The organism is Herpetosiphon giganteus, assembly GCF_016907925.1.
In the GTDB taxonomy this organism is placed as follows: domain Bacteria; phylum Chloroflexota; class Chloroflexia; order Chloroflexales; family Herpetosiphonaceae; genus Herpetosiphon; species Herpetosiphon giganteus.
Window position 1 is genome coordinate 69,143 of the sequence record NZ_JAFBCZ010000020.1, and the last position, 19,908, is coordinate 89,050.

The window sequence follows — 19,908 nt, forward strand, 5'->3', positions numbered from 1 at the left end:
TCCATGCTCCTAGGGTTGTACCTGATAAATAATCCAGCCATCGGCTTCGTAGACTTTGGTCGCTGCTTGTTCGAGCAAGCCGATATTGGCTTGGGGATAGGCTCGTTGCTCATTCGGCCCCCAAACCACATAATTAACTTTTTGGCGAGTCAGCACTTCGCGGAGTTGATTTAGATCGGTTGCATTATAAATCGCATTCAGATCGCCTTGGCGCTGCGCCACTTGCTGATTGGCATCGGGCTGCTTACTGCGCCACAAGCCTTCGTGAGAACCAGGCCACGCCAAAAGGGTTGGCCGAGCGCTCAAGGTCGCCAATTCGCCGCCATCTTGATAACTACTGCCAGGCGCGTTTGCCAAAATGCTGGTGCGCGGTGTGTTGGCTTCAAGCCAAGCTGCGGCCTTGCGAATTGGCTCTGAAAAGTGTTGGGAACTTTCAATCCCATCAAGCTTCGCGCCGCTCGCATCCCACGAGGGCGAGGTTCGCGGGTTAATCACTGAAATTGGGTAGACCAAGCCGCCAGCCAACAAAAGCCCAAACAATGGCAACCAAATGCCATTCGTCCAGCGTCGCCATTGGCCATTGCTCAACAAGCCCCAAATACTAGCAGTCGCAGTAATCCCCAACAGCATCCAAGCTTGATAATAGACCTTGAAAACCGTGTTCATGCGATTATCAAAAATGTCGCGCAGATACAGAAAATCGACAACCACAATCAATAAGGCTGCCAAGCCAACCACAATCAAGCTAAAGTTTTGCACATCGCGCTGGTTGCGTTGCCACGCTGTTTGCCAACAGATCACGGCAATTGGCAAAAATACAACCGCTGGAATGCCTGCGATCAAGCCAATCAGCAGCACCACCCCAATCACTGCCCATTGTTGCCATGCGTTGACCATGCTGGTTAGCCAGGCAACGATTGGCACCAAGAACAAACCAAAAATGATCAGCAAATCAGTCCAGCCTGAATGATCACGGGCTGGAGCCATAATTTTGCCCAAACTGTTGATAATTGGGATGTTGACGAAGGGTTCAGGAATCGTATCGCGGCCAGCAAACGAGGTAAACGTGAGCAAGAATGGCATATACAGCAAAACCGCTGCTAGCACCACCAAGCCAACTTGACCAGCCACATGCAACCAGTCGCGGCGCGTTGGTTGCGGCGTATGACTCCGCCACAAGTTGACCAAGCCCAAGGCATACAACACACCAAAGGTTGGCGCATCCCATGAATTAGCAGCGTACAAGCCGCCAATCACCAAGCCAGCCATGGCCAATTCAAGCCAATCGTGCTTGGGGAAGCGCAACATTGCAGGCCGCACAAACAGCGCTAGTGCCAAGGCAATTGCCAAAAGCGTCAGCGGAATCGCGAGTACATGCGGGTGCATATCGGCCAAATAGAAGCTGAAGAAGGGAAATTCGGTGATAATCTCACGCTGAAACATCCCCATGCGTTGCTGGTTATCAACGATGATCGTCGTTTCTTCGCTATCATCGTAGATCACCCGTGATGGCCACCAAGCATTAAATTTCTCGCCCATTGGTGGCAAGGTCGAGCTTTTAGACTCGCTTGGGTTATCCGATTTGAGCGTTGCAGGATCGACGCTAGCAGGTTCGATGCCTTGCAGCGATTGCCACAGCACCGAAACTCGTTGGCTATCGGTGAGCTTATTAACTTCCCCATAATTGATGATCGTTTGCAAGGCCCCCATTTGGTTGCCTACCACCAGCACCAACACACAGCCAAGCAAGCCCAGTGCGCCAATTCCAACCAAGCGCAAACGCGATAGCACATAATCGTGCCACCACAAACGCACCATTGTTGTGACTAAACCAGCCACCCCAACGCTGGCCAAGGCCATAATCGTGGCCAAGCCAAGATTGAAGGTTTCGCCAAGCGTCGCGCCGCTGAGCACGCTCAAAACGCTGATCAGCACATAGCCAAAATAGTAATAATTAACGCTAAATCCCGCCAACCATAAATCGCTTGGTGGATAGCTGGAGCTATTCAACACGGCGCTAAATAGCATCGCTTCCATCGGTTTTTCGGTGTAATGAATCCCTGAACCATAATACCCATGCAAACGCAACTGAATACCTAGCCAGAAAACCAGCCCAAACAACAGCTCGTAGGCCACCCATTCAGGCCAATGTTGGCGAATTACCGCCAGCATGCGCGCTTTATCAAAGGGCTTTTGCACAAACCAGCTCAGCGTGCCAAGACCGATTAGGCCCAAGCCAACCGTCACGCCATCGAAGCCGGAAAGATTGAGCATCGCGCCCATCCAAGCCAGCCATGCAACAACCAACAGGCCCAGCGCCTTGCTCCACGCCAAGCCCCGCCCTGGCAAATGGCCAAACACGCGCATACTCAGCGGCAGCGCGAGAATTCCGATTAAAACGATGCTTAACCACCAAGCAATCATAACAACTCACTATGGCAGGTTCTTCAAGCGCTCCTGCGCCGAACCTACCCACAAGCCCTCGGGCGGGGCGATACTCAAATAGGTTTCGTATTCGCGGCGAGCCTCGGTAGGATTATTTTGCAAACGATACACTTCGGCCAGATGATAGTGCGGGTCGGCAAATTGGCTATCGGCCAGAATCGCCGCGCTAAATTGGGCCGCCGCCGCATCAAGTTTGGTGCTATCAACCTCGGCCCAAGCCAAATAGCCTTGGCCTAGTTTGGTTTGGTTTTGCGGGTTTGGCCCTGCATTATAGGCTTGTTCGTAGGCCAACACCACCTGATCGTAGCGTTTCAGAGAGAGCAATACATCGCCCAAGAGATGGTGCAAGCCAATATCGTTGGGGTGCACATCGGCAGCTCGACCCAAAATCGCTGCCGCGCGATCAGCTTGGCCCGATTGCCACAATTGCTTGCCAGCCTCGAAGGCATAGCCAGCATTGTTGGGGTCGCTTTCGTAGAGCGCAACCGCCGCCTCAACTTGGTTGCCAGCCTGATCAACCGGCGTGTTCGGCACTGCTGGCGTTGCAGGCACGCCATCTCGCCATTGCATCGCTAGCTCGCGCAATTGCGGGGTAGTTTTGTAGATTGTGACGCTATTCTGTTGATAAACTTGCTGCACGCCGGGCATCGTCACAAATTTATCAACGCCCATTGGGTCGCGCAAGCGCTCAATCTGGCCAACATACACATAATCTACGCCATATTTATTCAGCAACCATTGGGTACGCAATACATCAAGGCTGCTATAAATCTCCAGCACATCGCGAATGCGTTGATCAACCAATGGTCCGGGCCGTTGCTCGCCAGCATGCAAGGCACTAATGATGGTTGGCAAGCCAGTGTTAGCCGTGATCCGAATGCCAAAAGCGCGATAGAATTCTTGCTCCGATTGCAGCAGAATTTCGGTGCCAGTAATATTCTCGGTAATCCAACGAATGGCCGCCAGATCGTCGGCCAAATTAACAATGCCATTGTTGACGCTATATTCAGCGGTTTGCATATAGGCCAAGCCATCAAGGGTCAAGCCTTGCACTGGTTTATCGAAGCGCATGCCAACCCGACTGAGCGTGCCAAAAATCGGGAAGAACAGGCCAATCACAACTCCAACCGTAACCACCGTTTGCCAACTATATTTGGCTGCCCGCGAGCTGCGTAAGGCCGAAGCAATATGCGGCAATAGCAGGCTCGCACTCAAAGCCCACAGCACCCAAACTTGATAACCAAATTTAAAGACCGTGTTCATACGCTCTGAATCGCCAGGGCCGCCTTCCCATGTGCCAGGCGCAAGGTGATCGCGAATGAACAACATCTCGACACCCAAGGCCACTAAGCCGCCAACCAAGCCCAGCACAATCGCCCAGCGCGCCGATGGCGAGGCTACCCGATTGATAAAGCGCCGAATGAGGCCCGCCAAGAGCAAGCCAATCGCCAAGCGCACTGGAATGCCAGCGCTGAAAATTGGCTTATAGGTTGCTGCCAAACCTGGCAAAACCGAAGGCTCGGTAAGTGCACTTTTGCCAGCAGCACTACGGGTCAAAAGCAGTACAACCAAGGCCGCCGCAGCCAAGCCATAGCCAATCAGCCAGCGCCCGCGCGTCGCTTTCACCCAATCCAAAAATGGGGTTGGTTCGGCGCGTTTAAGCGGCAGCAACAGCCAAACAGTGATTACCAGCACAAACAGGCCATAAATCGCCAGCCACGGCACAAGCGCTGTGCCGACCCGAATTGGCCACACGCCGCCGACTGGAGCTTTATAGCTGCCCAAGAATGGCGCATACAGCAGCAAACCAAGCGCTACCGTCGCCACGCCTAGCAGGCTATAGCCAAGCGTCGCCCACCAACGGCGTTGCGGCGCTTGCCAACCCCGCGCCATCAAGCCAACGATGAGTACCAAGCCGTAGGTCGGCACATCCCAAGCATTGGCCGCCGCCAACGAGCCAACCGCCAAAGCAGCCAAAGCAAAAGCTGGCAATTGGCGGAGCAAACGTCGCCGTCGGCTCACTTCCCATGCCAAGGCCACCACCAACAAGGTTATTGGCAAGGCAATCAGGTGCGGGTGCAAATCGGCAAAAATGATGCTCCAAGCAGGGAATTCATTAATTGTGTTGAGTTTATCGCTAACAGTGACCCGACTTGGCCCCCAGAACCATGGCACGCCGCCGCCCAAACGACGGGTAAAGTTTTCGCCCGTGCCATTGGCCAGCGCATCGCCGAGCATCGCGCCCAAGCTGGTTTCACTATCGAGCGGCGCACAAGCAGCTTCGCGGCCTTCGCCACCCAACTCGCAAGCTTGCCAAGCCCGCACCACGCCGCCAATTCCGGTCGAGGTGCCAATGGGCAATACGCCTGCTAAATTACCAATGATAGCCACTGCAACGAGGGCCATGGCGGCAACTTTGAGCCGCCGCGTAACCACCAAGCCCACGGCCCAAGCACCAATGCCGATCAACGCCCCAACCGTGGCAACCGCCAAATTAAAGCCAATTGCCGAGTTTAGGCCAAACAACTTCATCGGCAAGGCCATCAAATACAGGCCGTAATAGTAGTAGTTGATCGTGCCTTGCGAATAGAACGGATCAAGCGGTGGCATGTTGGGCGAGCGCAGCACTGCATTCAAAAAGCCAAATTCAAACGGTTTTTCGCCACCCCAATAGGGATGCCACAAATCAGAATTGGCCGCCCGAACCAAAGTCCAAAGCGCAAACAAGCTAACAAAAACCAACTCACTAATGATGATGTTGCGTCGTTGTTGCCGCCAGTTGGCGCGAATCCGTTGGGCCGCGCCAAAATACCATGCCGCAACCGCCAATGCCGCCAACATGGCCAAGCCCACAACTACGCTGAGCCGCGTCCATTGCCAGAAGCCAAGGCTGGTTGGCAGCCAAATCAGCCAGCCAAGCAGCAAGATTCCAGCAATTTTACTGGCGCTCCAAGCTGCGGCCAACGACGAACGCAAGGCTTGGGCCACAATTGGGAAGGCCAGCAAGCCCACCAATTCAAAAAATAGCAACCACAACACGATTGCAGCACCCTGATTTTGATTGATCCAAGCCCAATCCGAGAAGCCATCGACGCGCGGGGTTTCAACCTTGTTATCGACTGTGGCTTGGGGCAAGGGCTTTTCGGCCATGCTAATCGCCGCAACCGGATTGGCTGGCGGAATGCCTGGCAACTCGGTTGGTGGCAAGGCGCTTGGCTCGGGCACTTTGGCATCGGTGCGCAGGTAGATTTGGGTTGAGCCGCTATCGTAGCCAATGCGCCAACGCCCTGAGGCCTTCAGTTGCTCAAAAACTGGCAACAAATCGCCATAGACCGCGCGCTCCAAGCCGCCAAGGTAAATCACACTCACGCCATAGCGATCGAGATACGTTTGGGCGGTGTTAGGATCAAAGGCGGTATAAATTTGCTGAATGATATTTTTACGATTGGCAATAATCCCAGCTGCTTCTGCTGGCGCACGTTGCTGATTCTCGTGACCATCCCAGCCAATCAGGGTTGGCAGGCCAGTCCAGGTTGCAATCCGGCTGTTCCAGCGATAGGCCGAGGTGCTAGCTTCGAGCACGGTTGGCGTGCCTTCGACGTTGGCACGCAACCAACGAATCGCCGCTGCATCGTCTTTAAGCGCAATTTCGCGATTTTCAACCCACGTCGCGCCTTCCATCCACGCCATGCCATCAAGCCCACGCGGCGCATCGGCCACATAGCGATCGGCAACTTTGGCTTGGGTGGCGGTAATTGGATAGACCAACGCGCCAAGCACCAACAAGCCCGTGACGGTTGCCCACGAGATGCGCAGTGGAGCGGCCAAACTAGAACGCAATCCGCTGCGGAAGGCGCTCAAGGTCAATGGTACAACGCTGGCAGCAGCCAAGACCAACAATGCCCAAGCTTCGTAGCCAAGCTTAAAGACCACGTTCATGCGCCCAGCGCCGGGCAAGACAATCGTTTCGGTCAGGAGTACCAGCAAAATGCCAGCAGTCGTCAAGGCCAAGGGCACAACTTCGCGCCGGCGGGTGCGGCCAGCCAAAGCACTCCACAAGAGCGAAATTCCCCAAACTGCCAGCGGCAATAGAACCACAATTGAGGCAGCACGTTGGGCAATTGCCTGTTTGAATAAATTATCAATCAAAAGCGCTACTTTGCCTGGCTCAACGCTCATATCAAGTGGCGTTACCACATTTTGCAGCAGGCTGATCAATGCCATCCAGACGAGGCTGGCCCCAACCCCAATCAAGGTGCTGCGCATGCCCCAAATTCGCCGCGCTAGCAATAGCATCCATGGAATCAAAATCCAGAACCACAAACCATACAGCGCGGTAAATTCGCGAATTGTCATCCGTTGGTCGTTGGTCAGCAATTGGGGCTTGCCATAGTCGCCAGTCGCCAAATAGCGGTTGAACGGCGACCAAACCACGGTCATGACCACAACCACTGCCAGCGGTGGCAGCACAATCCACAGCCAGCGCTTGGGCCAAGCGACGTTGCGGCTTTGTTGGACCCCAACTACCAGCAAGGCAACCGCCGCCAAAGCCAAGCTTAGCGGATAATCCCAAACATTGGTGGCCTTGAGTGCGCCAACCAAAATGCCCAGTGCCACGCTCCAACCAGCCAAGGCTTTGGCCGAAATCTTGGGCGCTTTGTACAAGCCAACCAGGCTCAGCAAGAGCAAGACAAGCAGCGAAAGCCCAATAATGTGGGCATGCAAATCGCCATATAAAAACGAGAAGAAGGGAAATTCGCTAATTGTGCTGGGCGGAATCACCCGCGTTGCATTCCAATACGGCCATTCTGGGCGCAAATTGAACGATTCGCCGTCGAGCCGTTTGGCAAAGCCCGCTGCCGCATCAGCCAACGGCGAGCCACCTTCTAGCCAAATACCTTGGCTCGATTGCTCAGGATTCGACCAACTTAACTCGCTGTTGCCCAAAATCCGCGCACTATTGAAATAGAAGATTGGCTGGACCAAATTGCCCAACAGCATCAAGGCTACCGCCGCCCCAACCGCTGTCATGCAGGCGCGGCGCTCGATCTTTTTGGCAGCTCGTCCAAGCGTCGAGAGCAGGTTGTAGCCAAAACTGCCACTCAGTTGCGCGGTCATGGCAAACAAGCTGATTAATGCCAGATTGAAGCCAACCTCTGGGCGAATCGCCAACAGCTTCATCGGCGTGCCCATCAGCACATAGCCCCAATAGTAGTAGTTCATGTAGCCGCCAGCAAACCATGGGTCATAGGGCGGGAACTGCACCGATTTGAGCGTCGCAGTCAGGTAGGCCAAATTCATGGGCTTTTCGCCGCCCATGGCTGGGTGCCATAAATCGGGGTTGAGGTAGCGAATCGTCAGCAGAATCAAAAAGCCAACCAGATAAATCGCCTGCGACGTGAGAATTGCCGCGCGACGTGTTTGCCACCACAAGCGTAATTCGTGGCGCGAACGCAGCAAACTAACCCCGCCCAAGCCAACCAAAACCAGATAGACCCCAGCAATCCAGAAGCGATTGAACGACCACCAATGCCACGCAGCAGGCAGCCATGCAATCAAGGCCAAGGCAAATAAACCAACTAGCCGCGCCATGCCCAAGCCACGGTCAGGCAAGGGCAATTTTAAGCGCCACAGCAAGCCAAAAGCCGCCAAGCCCAGCACTTCTAGCGCCAAAACCCAGAAAATCAATGGCGCAACATTGGCAACACCATCAAAAACCCAAGCCCACGTGCCAGAAGTCAATTGCTCGCGCCATTCGGCCACCGTTTGTTGCAACATGGTTGGCATTGGCGTGGCAACTTTGGGCCGCAGCTTATAAATTTCATCAACATTCACATCACGCAAAATTTGCTGGCGTGCTGCATCAAGATTCCAGCGCTCAGTGCGCTTCCAAATCGTTACCCGTGGATGATCGTAAACGCTCCAATCTTCGGTGGCGTGATCATCGGGAATGCTGATGCCCAAAAACGAAGGATACGAGCTGAAATCGGCAACTTTTTCGTACCCCAACGAGCCATCGAAAATGCCCTTGAAGAAATTGAGCGTCGCCGGAAAGCGCATCGGCAATTGGTCAAGCGAATCGTAGGCGCGGTTCGAGGTAAAGGCCAAATAGTTGGCTTGGTTGGCAACTTGCAGAATTTGCTCAATTGAGCCAGCATCATTTTCATTAACAATTGGCAACTGCACATCAGTCCAGATCCAATTTTCCATGCCTGGAATGCCAATATCCCACGAATCGGAGGTGTGAGTGCTGCCCGGCGGTAGGTTGGCGTGCGCCCAGGCCGAGGCTTGAGTTCGGGTATGTGGTCGCTCATAAATGCGGCTAAAACCCCAGCCCCAGAGCAGCGTTACCAGCGCAACCATGCTGGTGAGGCCAACTGCCAAGCCATGCAATGGCACTTTACGAAACAGCAACGGTGTGCCTTCACGCCGCGCCCAATCAACAAAGCTAATCAAGCCCCACGCCGCAAATAGAATTAACGGGCCATAAATTGGCAGCAAATAGCGCATCGGCTTAATCATCAAGCCGCCCTGCCAGAAGAAATAAATCCCTGTCCAAAGCCACATCGGCAACAGGCCAAGCAAGCGCTGACGCGAACTTGAGCGCAGCAAGGCAATGCCAAATGCCAGCCAGCCAAGCCATGCCGCCACGCCCAAAGGCACGCCCATGCCCCAGCGAATCATGTTGGTCAATTCGTAGGTATAGTTGCTGCGGCCAGCCCATTGATGCGATGAAGGCGCGTCGACATCGCCCGATGAAGTTGCACTAGCGCGGCCAATTGCCTCAAGGAAACGGTCATCAAAACCAATACCATTGAAGGCATCGGGCATGCTAAAACGTAGCGTAAAGAGCATAACCAAGAAGGCTAACAACCCAAAAGCAACCCCATACAAACTGCTATTCAGCAAGCGCACAAACATTGCCCATGGTGAATAGTCGCCACGCAAATAGGCAGGGTTGCGCCAATAGGCCACCATCGCCGCAATCGCAACAATTCCGCCAAGCGGCGCGAGGGTAATTTTGCAGGAAACTGCCAATGCTAAGGCTGCGCCAGCAAACATGGTGTTGAGCACGGCGCTCCACCAGTGGCGCGATTGGGCCAAACGCGTGCTCGCATACAAGGTCAACAGGCCATACATCGCCGCCTGACCATCGACGACAAAAAAGTGAGCATGTTGAATGAGGGCTGGTGACCAAGCAAAACAAAAGCCAGCCAACAAGCCAATGCGGCGGCTGTTGAGCGTGCGGCCAAGCAAAAACAAAATGACGATCGAAATCAAATCGGCAATTGTTGAGACAGTGCGGCCAACCACCGCAATTTGGCGGCTCGATAGTTGGTCTGGTTCAATTTCAGGATAGAATTTTTCAGTTAGGTAGCGCACGCTAGCAACTGGCAACGAGCCATACACATAGCCTTGGTCAATCGTGCGCGGGTTGAGTGAGTTACAGCCGCTGGTTGCGCTAGGCCGTTGTTTGCTCAGATCAGGCTCTTCTGGATTGCGCGTATTCTTCAGCTGCGCCACGCCTTGATCGTTGGTCACAAGCTCACATTCGGTTCTGAGATAGCTCAAAAACGAATCGGGCACCCGCAGATTGGGCGTAATCGCATCCTTGAGGTAATACTCGTCTGGGTGGATGAGCGGCGCGTAGCCATCCCAATCAGCACGATTGATCGATCGTACTCCCCAAGCCATCCAAAGGATTACCAACAATAAAAGCAAGCTGATCAAATCGGGGAAGCGTCGCCCAAAGGCACGCAGCGCAGCGAAACGTGGCATAGTTATCACCCTGAACTCAACAACGGGCGAATTATAGCGCAAAATCGGCTTGCATGGGAACACAATAGAGAAGGATGAAGGATGAATTATGAGGGATGAAGTTTAGAACAGAGAACAAAGAGCCTAGAACAAATCAGAAGGCAAAAGTCAAAAATCAAAAGCCTTGAAATATTGAAACCGCAAAGAGCACAAAGAGCACTTTTTTGCCACAGATTGACACAGATTATTGTGATTATGTTCGCGCCAGCCCATAGCCTACAGCCTATAGCCATCATTTCTCTGCGCCGCTGCGTTAACATTTCGATCCACGAAGCACACGAAGCGCACGAAGAATATTTTTTAGCCACGAATTGCACGAATTCCACAAATTGATGTTCCAATAGCCCAAAGCCTAGAGCCTATAGCCATCATTTCTCTGCGCCTCTGCGTTAAAATCCCGATCCCCAGCCCCCGACCCCTGATCCCGAGCTTTTTGACTTTTGATTTTTGCCTTCTGACTTTTGACTTTCACTATGCTCTTCATCCCTCATCCCTCATCCTTCATCCTTTCGCTATGGGCTATGCATACACATACTCATAACAAACCAACGTCAGATCATCGCGTTTGATCGTGCTGGCTGGGCTCGTTGGCTCAAGCGTACTCCGACCTTGGATTTGGTAGAGTTCGCGCAATAGCTCAAGCACCGCCTGCACATCGGCATCAGCATTGTAGAGATTGAGAGCTTTGCGCAAGCGTTGCACAACCGCCCCAACCTGCGGCTCTTTGAGCATTTTGCGCAATTCACGTACTTCACTGCGATCAACACCAGGTTGCGCTAAATGATTATGCAATAGCTGGGCAATGACATTCTGTTCTGGCGCAACAATTTTATCAACCACCGTCGCGGTAACTTGTTGCTGCACATCACGCAAAATGCTATTCAGAATCGTATCGTGAATCGCAAAAATATCGACTTCGCTGTAGGGCGGCGGAAAGCGTGGTGTATCAGGGCTGCACGCAATCAGTTGCATAATGGTGTAGCGGTTGTCGGTAATCGTCTGTTTTGCAAGGTCGTAGTAGCGCCAAAAATGGGCAGTGCTACCATCACGCGGGGCTGTGAAATAGAAAAACAGGCCCTTAGCATTGCTGCGCTCAATTCCCGAATGAATCCCATCATCAAGGTCGGTCAGCCAGCGCTGGGCATCGGTCGTCAGCACATTTTGCAATTCAGCAAATAATGATTCGCTACTTGCTAGCTCCAAAAATGATTCTTGCTCCTCAACCACTGCATTATCTTCGTCGGCAATTCGTTTGAGGGTGTTGAAATCGCGCGGCGTAACCACTTCGCCAAGCACACTTGCATCCAAAAAGCCTGTTTGATTGATCAAATCGATTTTGCTGGTTAGGCTGCGCACCAAGCCCAACAAGGCTTCAAGTTCGCGCTCAGGAAACATATTGTAGACATGCAAAACATCGAAGTTTGAGCCAAGCCGATCGATCCGGCCTGCTCGTTGCACCATTCGCGTTGGATTCCAATGGAGATCGTAGTTCAGCAAATGGCCGCAATCTTGCAAATTATGGCCCTCAGAAAGCACATCGGTGGCAATCAGAATCTGCACTTCTTCACTCGTCCCAATCAAATCTGGTTGATTGCTGGCGCGCGGCGCAAAATGGCTAACAATTTTGGCGCGATCACTGGTTTTGATGCTGCTATCGATGCGGCGAATGGTTGGATTGCCAAGGCTCGCCTGCCAGGCTGCGTTGCTTGGGTCGGTCAGGGTCTGATATAAATAACGCGCCGTATCTTTGTAATAGGTAAAAATCACTACTTTGCAGCCATTCAGTTGGTTGGCGAGCAAGGCTTGCAATTGCACCAACTTCGCATCGTGGCTGGCCTGAATTTGGCGAATCGCATGCCAAATGTCGTTCAACGCGTCAATATCTGCTTGCAAAGCCCGATGCAAGCGCCGCCGATCGTATTTGCTGGCCTCAAGTTTGGGCAGTTTGGCAATGATGGCGCTGGCCGCTGCATGTTCATCAATCGCCGAAGCTTGCGAGCTTGGGGTGCTATCGTCGCTATCTTCGTCGTCGGCTTCGAGCAAACGCATAGCCTGTTGAAACGAGACTGAATCGAGCACAACCCCATCTTGAACATATTCGGCAAAGGTTTTGACAAAAGCCAACGAGCGCCGAATCGAAATCCGAAAGGCTTCAATGCTCGATTCAAGCCGTTTGAGAAAGCGGCTTTTGAAAATACCAACCAAGGCTGCTTGCCGCCCAAGCTCAAATTCATCTTGGTCAATCGGACGCAACTTGTAGGCTTCAAGGTTGTAATGGGCTAAATGCAGGCCTTCAATCGCGCGAATAATGTTTTGATACAGCCCACTGTAAGCCGCTTGCAAATCGTATTCGACGCTGTGTAGCTGCCGCGTTGGCCAGCGAATTGGCTCGCCATGAATCAGCGCTTCTGGGTAGGCACGGCGAATAAATTGGCGCGTGCGCCGAATAACCACTTCTTCGAGCAGGTTGAAAATCCGAATTGAGCCTGCTTCCATCGATTCGCGCCGCGCTGCCAAGAAATATTTGTAGAGATCGCCGATGCCCGCCGAAGCAAAATAGCTGCGATCGTTGCCGGTAAACAAATTGATTTGGTTGTATAAATCGAAAATGTTGTTGTTAATCGGCGTGGCGGTTAGCATAATTAGCTTTTTGCGATTGCCACTGCGCCCCCGTCGCCCATTGGCGGCCAGCAAAAGCTCAAGTTGTTGATAGCGTTTGGCGCGCTTGTTGCGAAAATTATGCGCTTCGTCAACCAGAATCACATCAACATCCAAAAATTCGCGGCTATCAAATTCGTCGAGGCCAAGCCGTTCTTGGGTCAATACTTGGCCCGCAATTGTCGCGCTACGCAGCTCGCGCTCCCACATGCCGCGCAACGAAGCCGGACAAATGACCAAGGCTTTTTGGCGCTGATGGTAGGCGTAATCTTCCAGCAGTTTTTTGCCAATCCAGGTTTTGCCCAGCCCCACCGAATCGGCGACAATCACGCCATCGTATTGGGCCAAAATCCGCCGCGCTTTGCGCACAGCATCATCTTGAAATTCGGCCAATTCGACCGCCGAACGGGTTGCTGGTTGCTCGTCGCGCTCAGCCAAATCGTCCTTGAAGTAGCGATACAGCGCTTTCATGTAGATTTCGTAGGGCGTGTATTCGCGCCCGCCAAATTTGGAGTTTTCAAGCAATTCGATCAATTGATCTTTATAGTCGATTGAGCGTTGCCACTGCTGTTCGTACCAGCGCGAGAGGTCGAGGATGGCGCGCGTGCCAATTTCGCTTTTGAGCAGGCGTTCTTGTTCTAGCCCAAGCTCGCTGCTGGTTTGTTGCGCGGAATGCTGGGCGACTGTGGCTTTGGCTTCAGCATCATCAAGCTCGGCATCGGTCAGCAAGGTTTTATGCACCAAATTCAATTCATGATTGCTGACCAAGCCCGGCCCAGTGAAATTGCTGCTGCCCACAATCCCCACAATTGGCGTGAGCGGATCGAACACATTGGCATCGGGCAAACGGCCATACAGCAAATAGCACTTGGCATGTAAAAAGGCCCGTCGCCCTTGTTCATCGGGCAAAAAGCCAGTATACAAGCGCACATCAACCTTGTCGCGGCGCAAAAAGCGAATCAGCGCTTCGACCAAGCGCAAGGTGCGTTCGCTGAAGGCTTCGGCGTTGAGTTCGTGGCGCAAAAACGCGCCCGAATCAGGCCGCATGCCCAAATCATCGCCAGCCAGCGGTTTATCGCCCAGCAGCAAGCGCACTCGGCCTGTGGTTTCTAGCTCGTGGCGCACTTGCTCAAAGCCGCGAATGCTGAAATAGGCCGTGGCAATATCCAGCGATTGGTCGCTCGCTCGGCTGAGCAAATAGCGCAATACATCGGCCAAGCGCTGTTCAATGTTATCAATCACATACGGAATTTGCATTGAGGTTACCTTTGTCTGATGCACGAAATTTGATCCACGAAGGACACGAAGGTTTTTTAGCCACGAATTGCACGAATGATTATTTTTAGCCACAGATTGCACAGATTAGCTAGATTGTGTTCCCCTCACCCCCAGCCCCTCTCCCACTGGACGCGGGCGAGGGGAGCCTTGATTCAGCGGTTCCCCCCTCTCCCACTGGACGCGGGCGAGGGGTGTTCGTTTCGTGGTTCTAGGATCAACCGTAGTGAAACAACATTCCTCATCCCTATGTTCTATGTTCTATGTTCTATGCTCTTCGTGCTCTTCGTGCGCTTCGTGGATCAAAGCCTAACTCCGTAATACGTGCAGCGCCCACTCGCGCAGTTGCTCGGCCTCGCCCCGTGGAATCACCTTATCGTGGGCAGCTTTGTTGCGTAGTTGGCGCATGGCATCGTTATTGAGCACTTCGGCCAAACCGCCAGGCCCAAACATATTGCGCTCGCTAAAGCGTTGGCTCACAAAGCTGCGCAAGGCTTGCTCACTCTTACTGTTCAGCATAATCGGGAAATTGCCTAAGGTGAGTTTACGCTTGCGCTCCATAAATTCGGCCAAATATTTGTTCTTGCAGTCAGCAGCCCCAAAGCCCGATTCGTCGCGGAATGGCTTGAAGATCGTTTCGTAGAGCAGGGTTTCAACTGCCTTGGTAAACGGAATCACGCTGACTGAGAAATCCATGGTTTCGTCTTCCATCAACAGGCTATATTCGCCAGTTCGCAGGAAGGTCGGAATTTGCGGCGGTAGGTTGCGCCAATCGGGCAAGGCTGCATCCAAGCTGGCTTCAATGCTAATCGGCTCGACCCGATCGAAGAAACGCTCAGCAGCAGGCAAAATTTCTTCGGCAATCTTGTCGATAATCGCATCTGCTTGTTCGTCGCTGGTTGCTGCGCCCGCTTCTTTGAGCACGTTGGCTTTGGCTTCGCTCAGCGCTTGCTCATACTGTGGGCGCTCGATCAGCTCAATCTCTGCATCGCTCAAGCCATATAAGCGATAGACAATTTTATCGATCAAGGCATCGGTGCGGGCCAAATCGTGCTTAATTGGCAGCAATCTGGCAAGTGATTGGCGGTAGGCTTGCTGAATGCTGGCTTCGAGCTCGCTCAGGTTGGCAGCAAAGCGATTGCGGTTTTGGTAGAGCCGATACCAGAAATCGCCCCAACTGACCTCGCGTTGGCCTTTTTGGTAATCGCCAAGGTAGCCTTGAATAATCGTTTTGCCAGTCAGGCTTTCAATCCCAGTTTCGCCTTTTTTGGGCTGAATGCGCAGTTGGGTTTCGAGCCAACTCAAGAAGCGCTTGCTCTCTTGTTGCTTGGCTTTGTTGAGCTCGATCATTTGTTGCGCGAGGTAGGCCAACAGATCATGCACCACGTCGCTTTGCTCAGCAGCCAACACCTGTTGCACCTGCGTCAACACCTGCTCGTAGGCACGAGTGTGGTAGTGCTCAATCGCCGCTTTGCTCAAGCGCTCACGCTCGGCTGCCTCGGTCGTGAAGTCAATGCGACGAATTGGGAGATCTGCAAGATATGGACCTGAGAACTTCATATATTGATTTGCAAAGTCAGGGCTACTTGTTTTAACTAAAGAGAAAAGAAGATTAGAATTTAACAATGCAAGAATGTAGTATGGCAACAATTCAAAATTCATAGGAAATCTAAGCCCATATCCTCCAGCAGTACCGGTCGGTATAGCAAATTCATCAGTTGTATAAGTAAAGTTAGAATAATCACTAAGTGCTGGAGTTAATAATCGTGAACCAGTTCTAGTATCCTCATCACTTAGATACATTAATCCATACCAAGCGCCTGATAATTCTGTAGCATCTTTACCAAACCATTGTCGATTTGCTAATGTAACTTTATGTTCTTCTAAATATTCTTGCATTTTGATTGGTAATTGAGTGATTTTAAGAATCTTACCATTTTCATCATATGGCCAAAATACATAACTTGATATTTCTTCAATTCTATATCGTTTTATATTACGACCTCTTGCATAAGGTAGGCAAAATTGTGGATAAATCCCTAAATATTTCGCTTTTTCTATATCCATTACAAACAAACTGTCAGATCCAGTTTGTACTCCAGTATAAAACTTAAAACCAAGTTCTTTTAATGTAGAAGTGTGCTTATTTTTTACTAAGCTATTTACTGAATCATCCAATATCCATGCTTTATCACCTAAAATTCTAACATTTATATGCTTTAATAGTTTTATATTATTAGGATCAGAATACACCTTCATATATAATGTATCATTATCAATATTAATTTCTTTGCTAATAATTAAAATTGAGGGATATGTAGTTATATCTTCAAAAACAGGACTATCACCAAAATCTATAATTTTTTTAATATAAAATTCATCAATTATCAATATACTTCTAATACCTTTACCTGAACTAACATTTATAAATTTATTTGGCTGAATAGATCCCATAATTCCATCTTTTTTGAGATATGCTAACATTTTCTCAATAAATACCATATATAAATCAAATTTACCAGTAGCACTCTTAAATAACTCATTATAATAGTTTAAAACATTATCATCTTCTCTAATTTGTGTAATATAAGGTGGATTAGAAACAATAGCATCAAAACCTGCATCCAGATTTATATCTATATCTTTGGCTCCTGGATAGCTTGGTTGAAAATAAACTTCTGGAAATTCTAATTGCCAATGAAAATAACTATAAGATTGAGCATCTATCATTGCACTTTCAGCAATTCCACTACTAATTTCGTCACCAAAAACAGAGAAATTATTAATATTAGTCAACCATTCCTCTAATTGATTATGTTTCAATAATTCAACAGTTGGATCAAATGTATTGCCATATCCTTTAAATTTCTTCAATAACGGAAGAGATCGAGATTTAGTAGCTTTACTATATCGATTATTAAACCAACGTGAAGTATAAATATCCAGCATACGCTTATATGGAGCTAATTGAGCAGAAGCTTGTTGATAAGCATCAAAACTACTACGACTTTGTGCTGGAGTATTATCACTTAGATTGCTAATCTCTCTCATGCTTTCAGTTGCTAATGCAATAGCAGCAAATCGATTTTGACCAAATAATGTATTTTGATTATCAATAGCCTTACGTACAACTTCAACCCGCGCCCCAATTAGGCTATTGCCATGCTTCAAGTGGTGGTCGAGGAAGCTCAATGGCGCGCCGAGGGTAAAGGCATCGAGCCACAAACTGACCTTGGCCAGCTCAACCGCCATCGAATTCAGGTCAACGCCGTAGATACAGCGTTTGAGCACCGCCCGTTTGAGCAAGGCCACCCGCGTCAAGCGTTCGCGGTCAATCGTCACCCCTTGACGCTCCATATCGGCCACAATCTCGTTGCGCGTGCGGTCGATCATCGCCCAAACTGGGTTATCGCTCCATGCATTCAAAAAGGGAATCAAGCGATTGCTAATAAAATCGACGACTTCGACTAAAAAGTGGCCGCTGCCCATGGCTGGGTCAAGCACGCGCACATTCAAACAATCGTCGAGCAATTGCAGCATCGAATTATTTGGGTCAGTCCAAAATACCGCCGGATTTTCCGGCTGTTTGCTGCTGAGGTTGCCCGATTTGGCGCGAGCAGCGACCAATTTAGCGTAATCGCGATATTGTTTCTGAGCCGCGTGCAAGCGGGGAGCCAAGGCTTGGAATTTTTCATCAAGCACCGCGCCAACCGTCTGCTGCACAATATATTTCACAATATAATCGGGCGTATAATAACTGCCCGTGGCTTTGCGCTCTTTTTTATCATTGACCAAATAGGCCATGCCCTGCTCGATAATCGCCAATGGTTTGGCAACTTTGGCCACTGTTTGATAGACCTCTTTGCCTTTTTCCTTGGTCACAGCCAAGCGTTCGCTGGCAATGTGCAGCTTGAATTCCAACAAGCCTTCGTAGATGCTACCAAGCTGGCGCACGCCCAATGATTTGAAATCGATCAGCACCAAGGCTTGGCTGCGATCATCCAAATCGCGCGCCAAGCGATCCAAGCCCAAGGCCAAATAGCGGTCGGGCACTGCATAGGTTTGCAAAAACTGACCGCTCAAGCTGCTTGGGCTGAACAAGCCGCCGTTGTAGGTTGGCATATTCAAGTCTGGCGAGCCACGGTCAATCACCGCGCACAAGGCCAAAATACGTTGATACAGCGCAGTTGACGTGTCGCTATAGCGGGCTTGCAGCTTGGTTTGACGCTGGTCGAGCAAGGTTCCACCAGCCTCTGCAAGCTCCTGTTTGATGGTATACAAGCTGTGTTCACGATAGCCGTTGTGCTCATTCAGCGGCAGCAAATCGAGGCTTTCCGCATACAACACAAACATCAACCGGTATAAAAAGGTCAACGTGCCTTCAAAGACCGGGTTAAGTTGGCTTTCGCTCAGCGTGGTGTGGCCTTGGCGGCGCATATCGGCGATAAAGCCTTGGGCAAATTGCGGAAAAATCTCGGTAAAAACCCGATCTTTCAAGCGTTCGCCCAGCCCTTTGGCATACTCCGCCGATTGTTTGAGCATGCGATCCAAAAAGCCACTGAAGGCCGCAGCGCGGAAAAACAACCACCAATATTTGAGTGCATCCAAGGCATCCTGCGCCCCAAAAAATGCCTCTTCCAAATCCACCTCGTAGTAGTTGGTGGCCTTATTGCTGGCGGTTGTTGAATATAAGCGCCAATATTTGCCATTGCTCACAATCACCCATGGCACTGTGCCAGCCTCAAGCGTCGAAACCACTTCGGCTCCAGGAATAATCGCTGGCGTGGCAGAATCGCGCTGGGTATCTTGATCGTCTAAATTGCGGTTCCAAACATAGCCAAAAAATGCCGCAACTGGCGTAGAACTTTTGGGCAAACACAGATCGAAGCGATAGGCTGGTGCATCGGCGACTGGCTGAGCAACAAAGCCCAATTCGCTCAAAATTGGCGCATAAAACTGCTTTTGAATGCTGGCAAGTGGCTGATTGGTTAATTGTTTGCGGGCAGTTTTGAGCAGGGGATTAATTTTGCGGCCAATTGGCAGCACATCATCGGCCCATTCACGGTTTAATTTGGGGTCGGTCAAACGCTGTTTCAAATAATAATCCGAGAACAAAGCGCGATTATTGAAATATTCCTCGCTCCATTCAGCCAGCACAAACGCCGAGCGCAGTTTATCCCACTGATAAAGCGCATCTGGCTCGCTCATGGTAAAGCGTTTAAGCACCCGCAACTCAGCATCACTCACGCTCAAGCGCTTGATTGTCAGCGGTACAGGCCGCACAATCTGGCGAATCGGCGTGCCGCGTTGGGTAGTTTGAGCCAATTCACGCAGCAACAACACAAACTCAAATGTCTCATAATCTTTGGTCAAAATAAACAAGGCCAATTCAGGCCGATCGCGAAAAGCGCGGGCGATTGCATTGCGCAAGGCCGCAGTTAAGGAGCGCACTTCGAGCAAATAGATTTTTATTTCTTGATCATGTGGGTCGGTTGCCAACAGCTCCACATGGCGAATCTCGTGGCGCAAATCGGGGCTACTCAAGCCAATTTGGGTATAATCGTCAATGGGCGTGCGCAGATCGATCGAATACTGCAAGCGGGCCAAAAAGCCAGCCAAGGCATCGGCATGTTGCAACTGGCGGATATCACCGCGCGTTAACTGAACGTCATTGGAGTCAAAAGCTTGGTTCATCGCACAATCTCCCGCAAA

4 protein-coding genes are annotated in these 19,908 nt (G+C 51.0%); all 4 read right to left on the reverse strand.

Translation table 11 applies throughout. The annotated features are described in order from the left end of the window. Positions 1 to 9 precede the first annotated feature (9 nt). The 4 genes from JOD20_RS17505 to JOD20_RS17520 all read right to left on the reverse strand — a co-directional run bounded on the left by JOD20_RS17505 (position 10) and on the right by JOD20_RS17520 (position 19,890). A complete protein-coding gene (locus JOD20_RS17505) occupies positions 10 to 2,424 on the reverse strand; it encodes a DUF2298 domain-containing protein (RefSeq protein WP_204756502.1) in 2,415 nt (804 codons plus the stop codon). A gap of 9 nt (positions 2,425 to 2,433) precedes the next feature. Continuing rightward, a complete protein-coding gene (locus JOD20_RS17510; RefSeq protein ID WP_204756503.1) occupies positions 2,434 to 10,224 on the reverse strand; it encodes a DUF2298 domain-containing protein in 7,791 nt (2,596 codons plus the stop codon). Between the two features lie 558 nt (positions 10,225 to 10,782). Next, positions 10,783 to 14,178 (reverse strand): helicase-related protein, encoded by a 3,396-nt coding sequence (locus JOD20_RS17515; RefSeq protein WP_204756504.1) that lies wholly within the window; start codon positions 14,176 to 14,178, stop codon positions 10,783 to 10,785. Positions 14,179 to 14,505: 327 nt separating this feature from the next. After that, the gene (locus JOD20_RS17520) at positions 14,506 to 19,890 is read right to left on the reverse strand and encodes an Eco57I restriction-modification methylase domain-containing protein (RefSeq protein WP_204756505.1); all 5,385 of its coding nucleotides are present in this window, start codon (positions 19,888 to 19,890) and stop codon (positions 14,506 to 14,508) included. Positions 19,891 to 19,908 lie beyond the last annotated feature (18 nt).

Coding starts and splice junctions, on each gene's coding strand:
- JOD20_RS17505 (WP_204756502.1), bottom strand. CDS start 2,424: ATGATTGCTTGGTGGTTAAGCATCGTTTTAATCGGAATTCTCGCGCTG.
- JOD20_RS17510 (WP_204756503.1), bottom strand. CDS start 10,224: ATGCCACGTTTCGCTGCGCTGCGTGCCTTTGGGCGACGCTTCCCCGAT.
- JOD20_RS17515 (WP_204756504.1), bottom strand. CDS start 14,178: ATGCAAATTCCGTATGTGATTGATAACATTGAACAGCGCTTGGCCGAT.
- JOD20_RS17520 (WP_204756505.1), bottom strand. CDS start 19,890: ATGAACCAAGCTTTTGACTCCAATGACGTTCAGTTAACGCGCGGTGAT.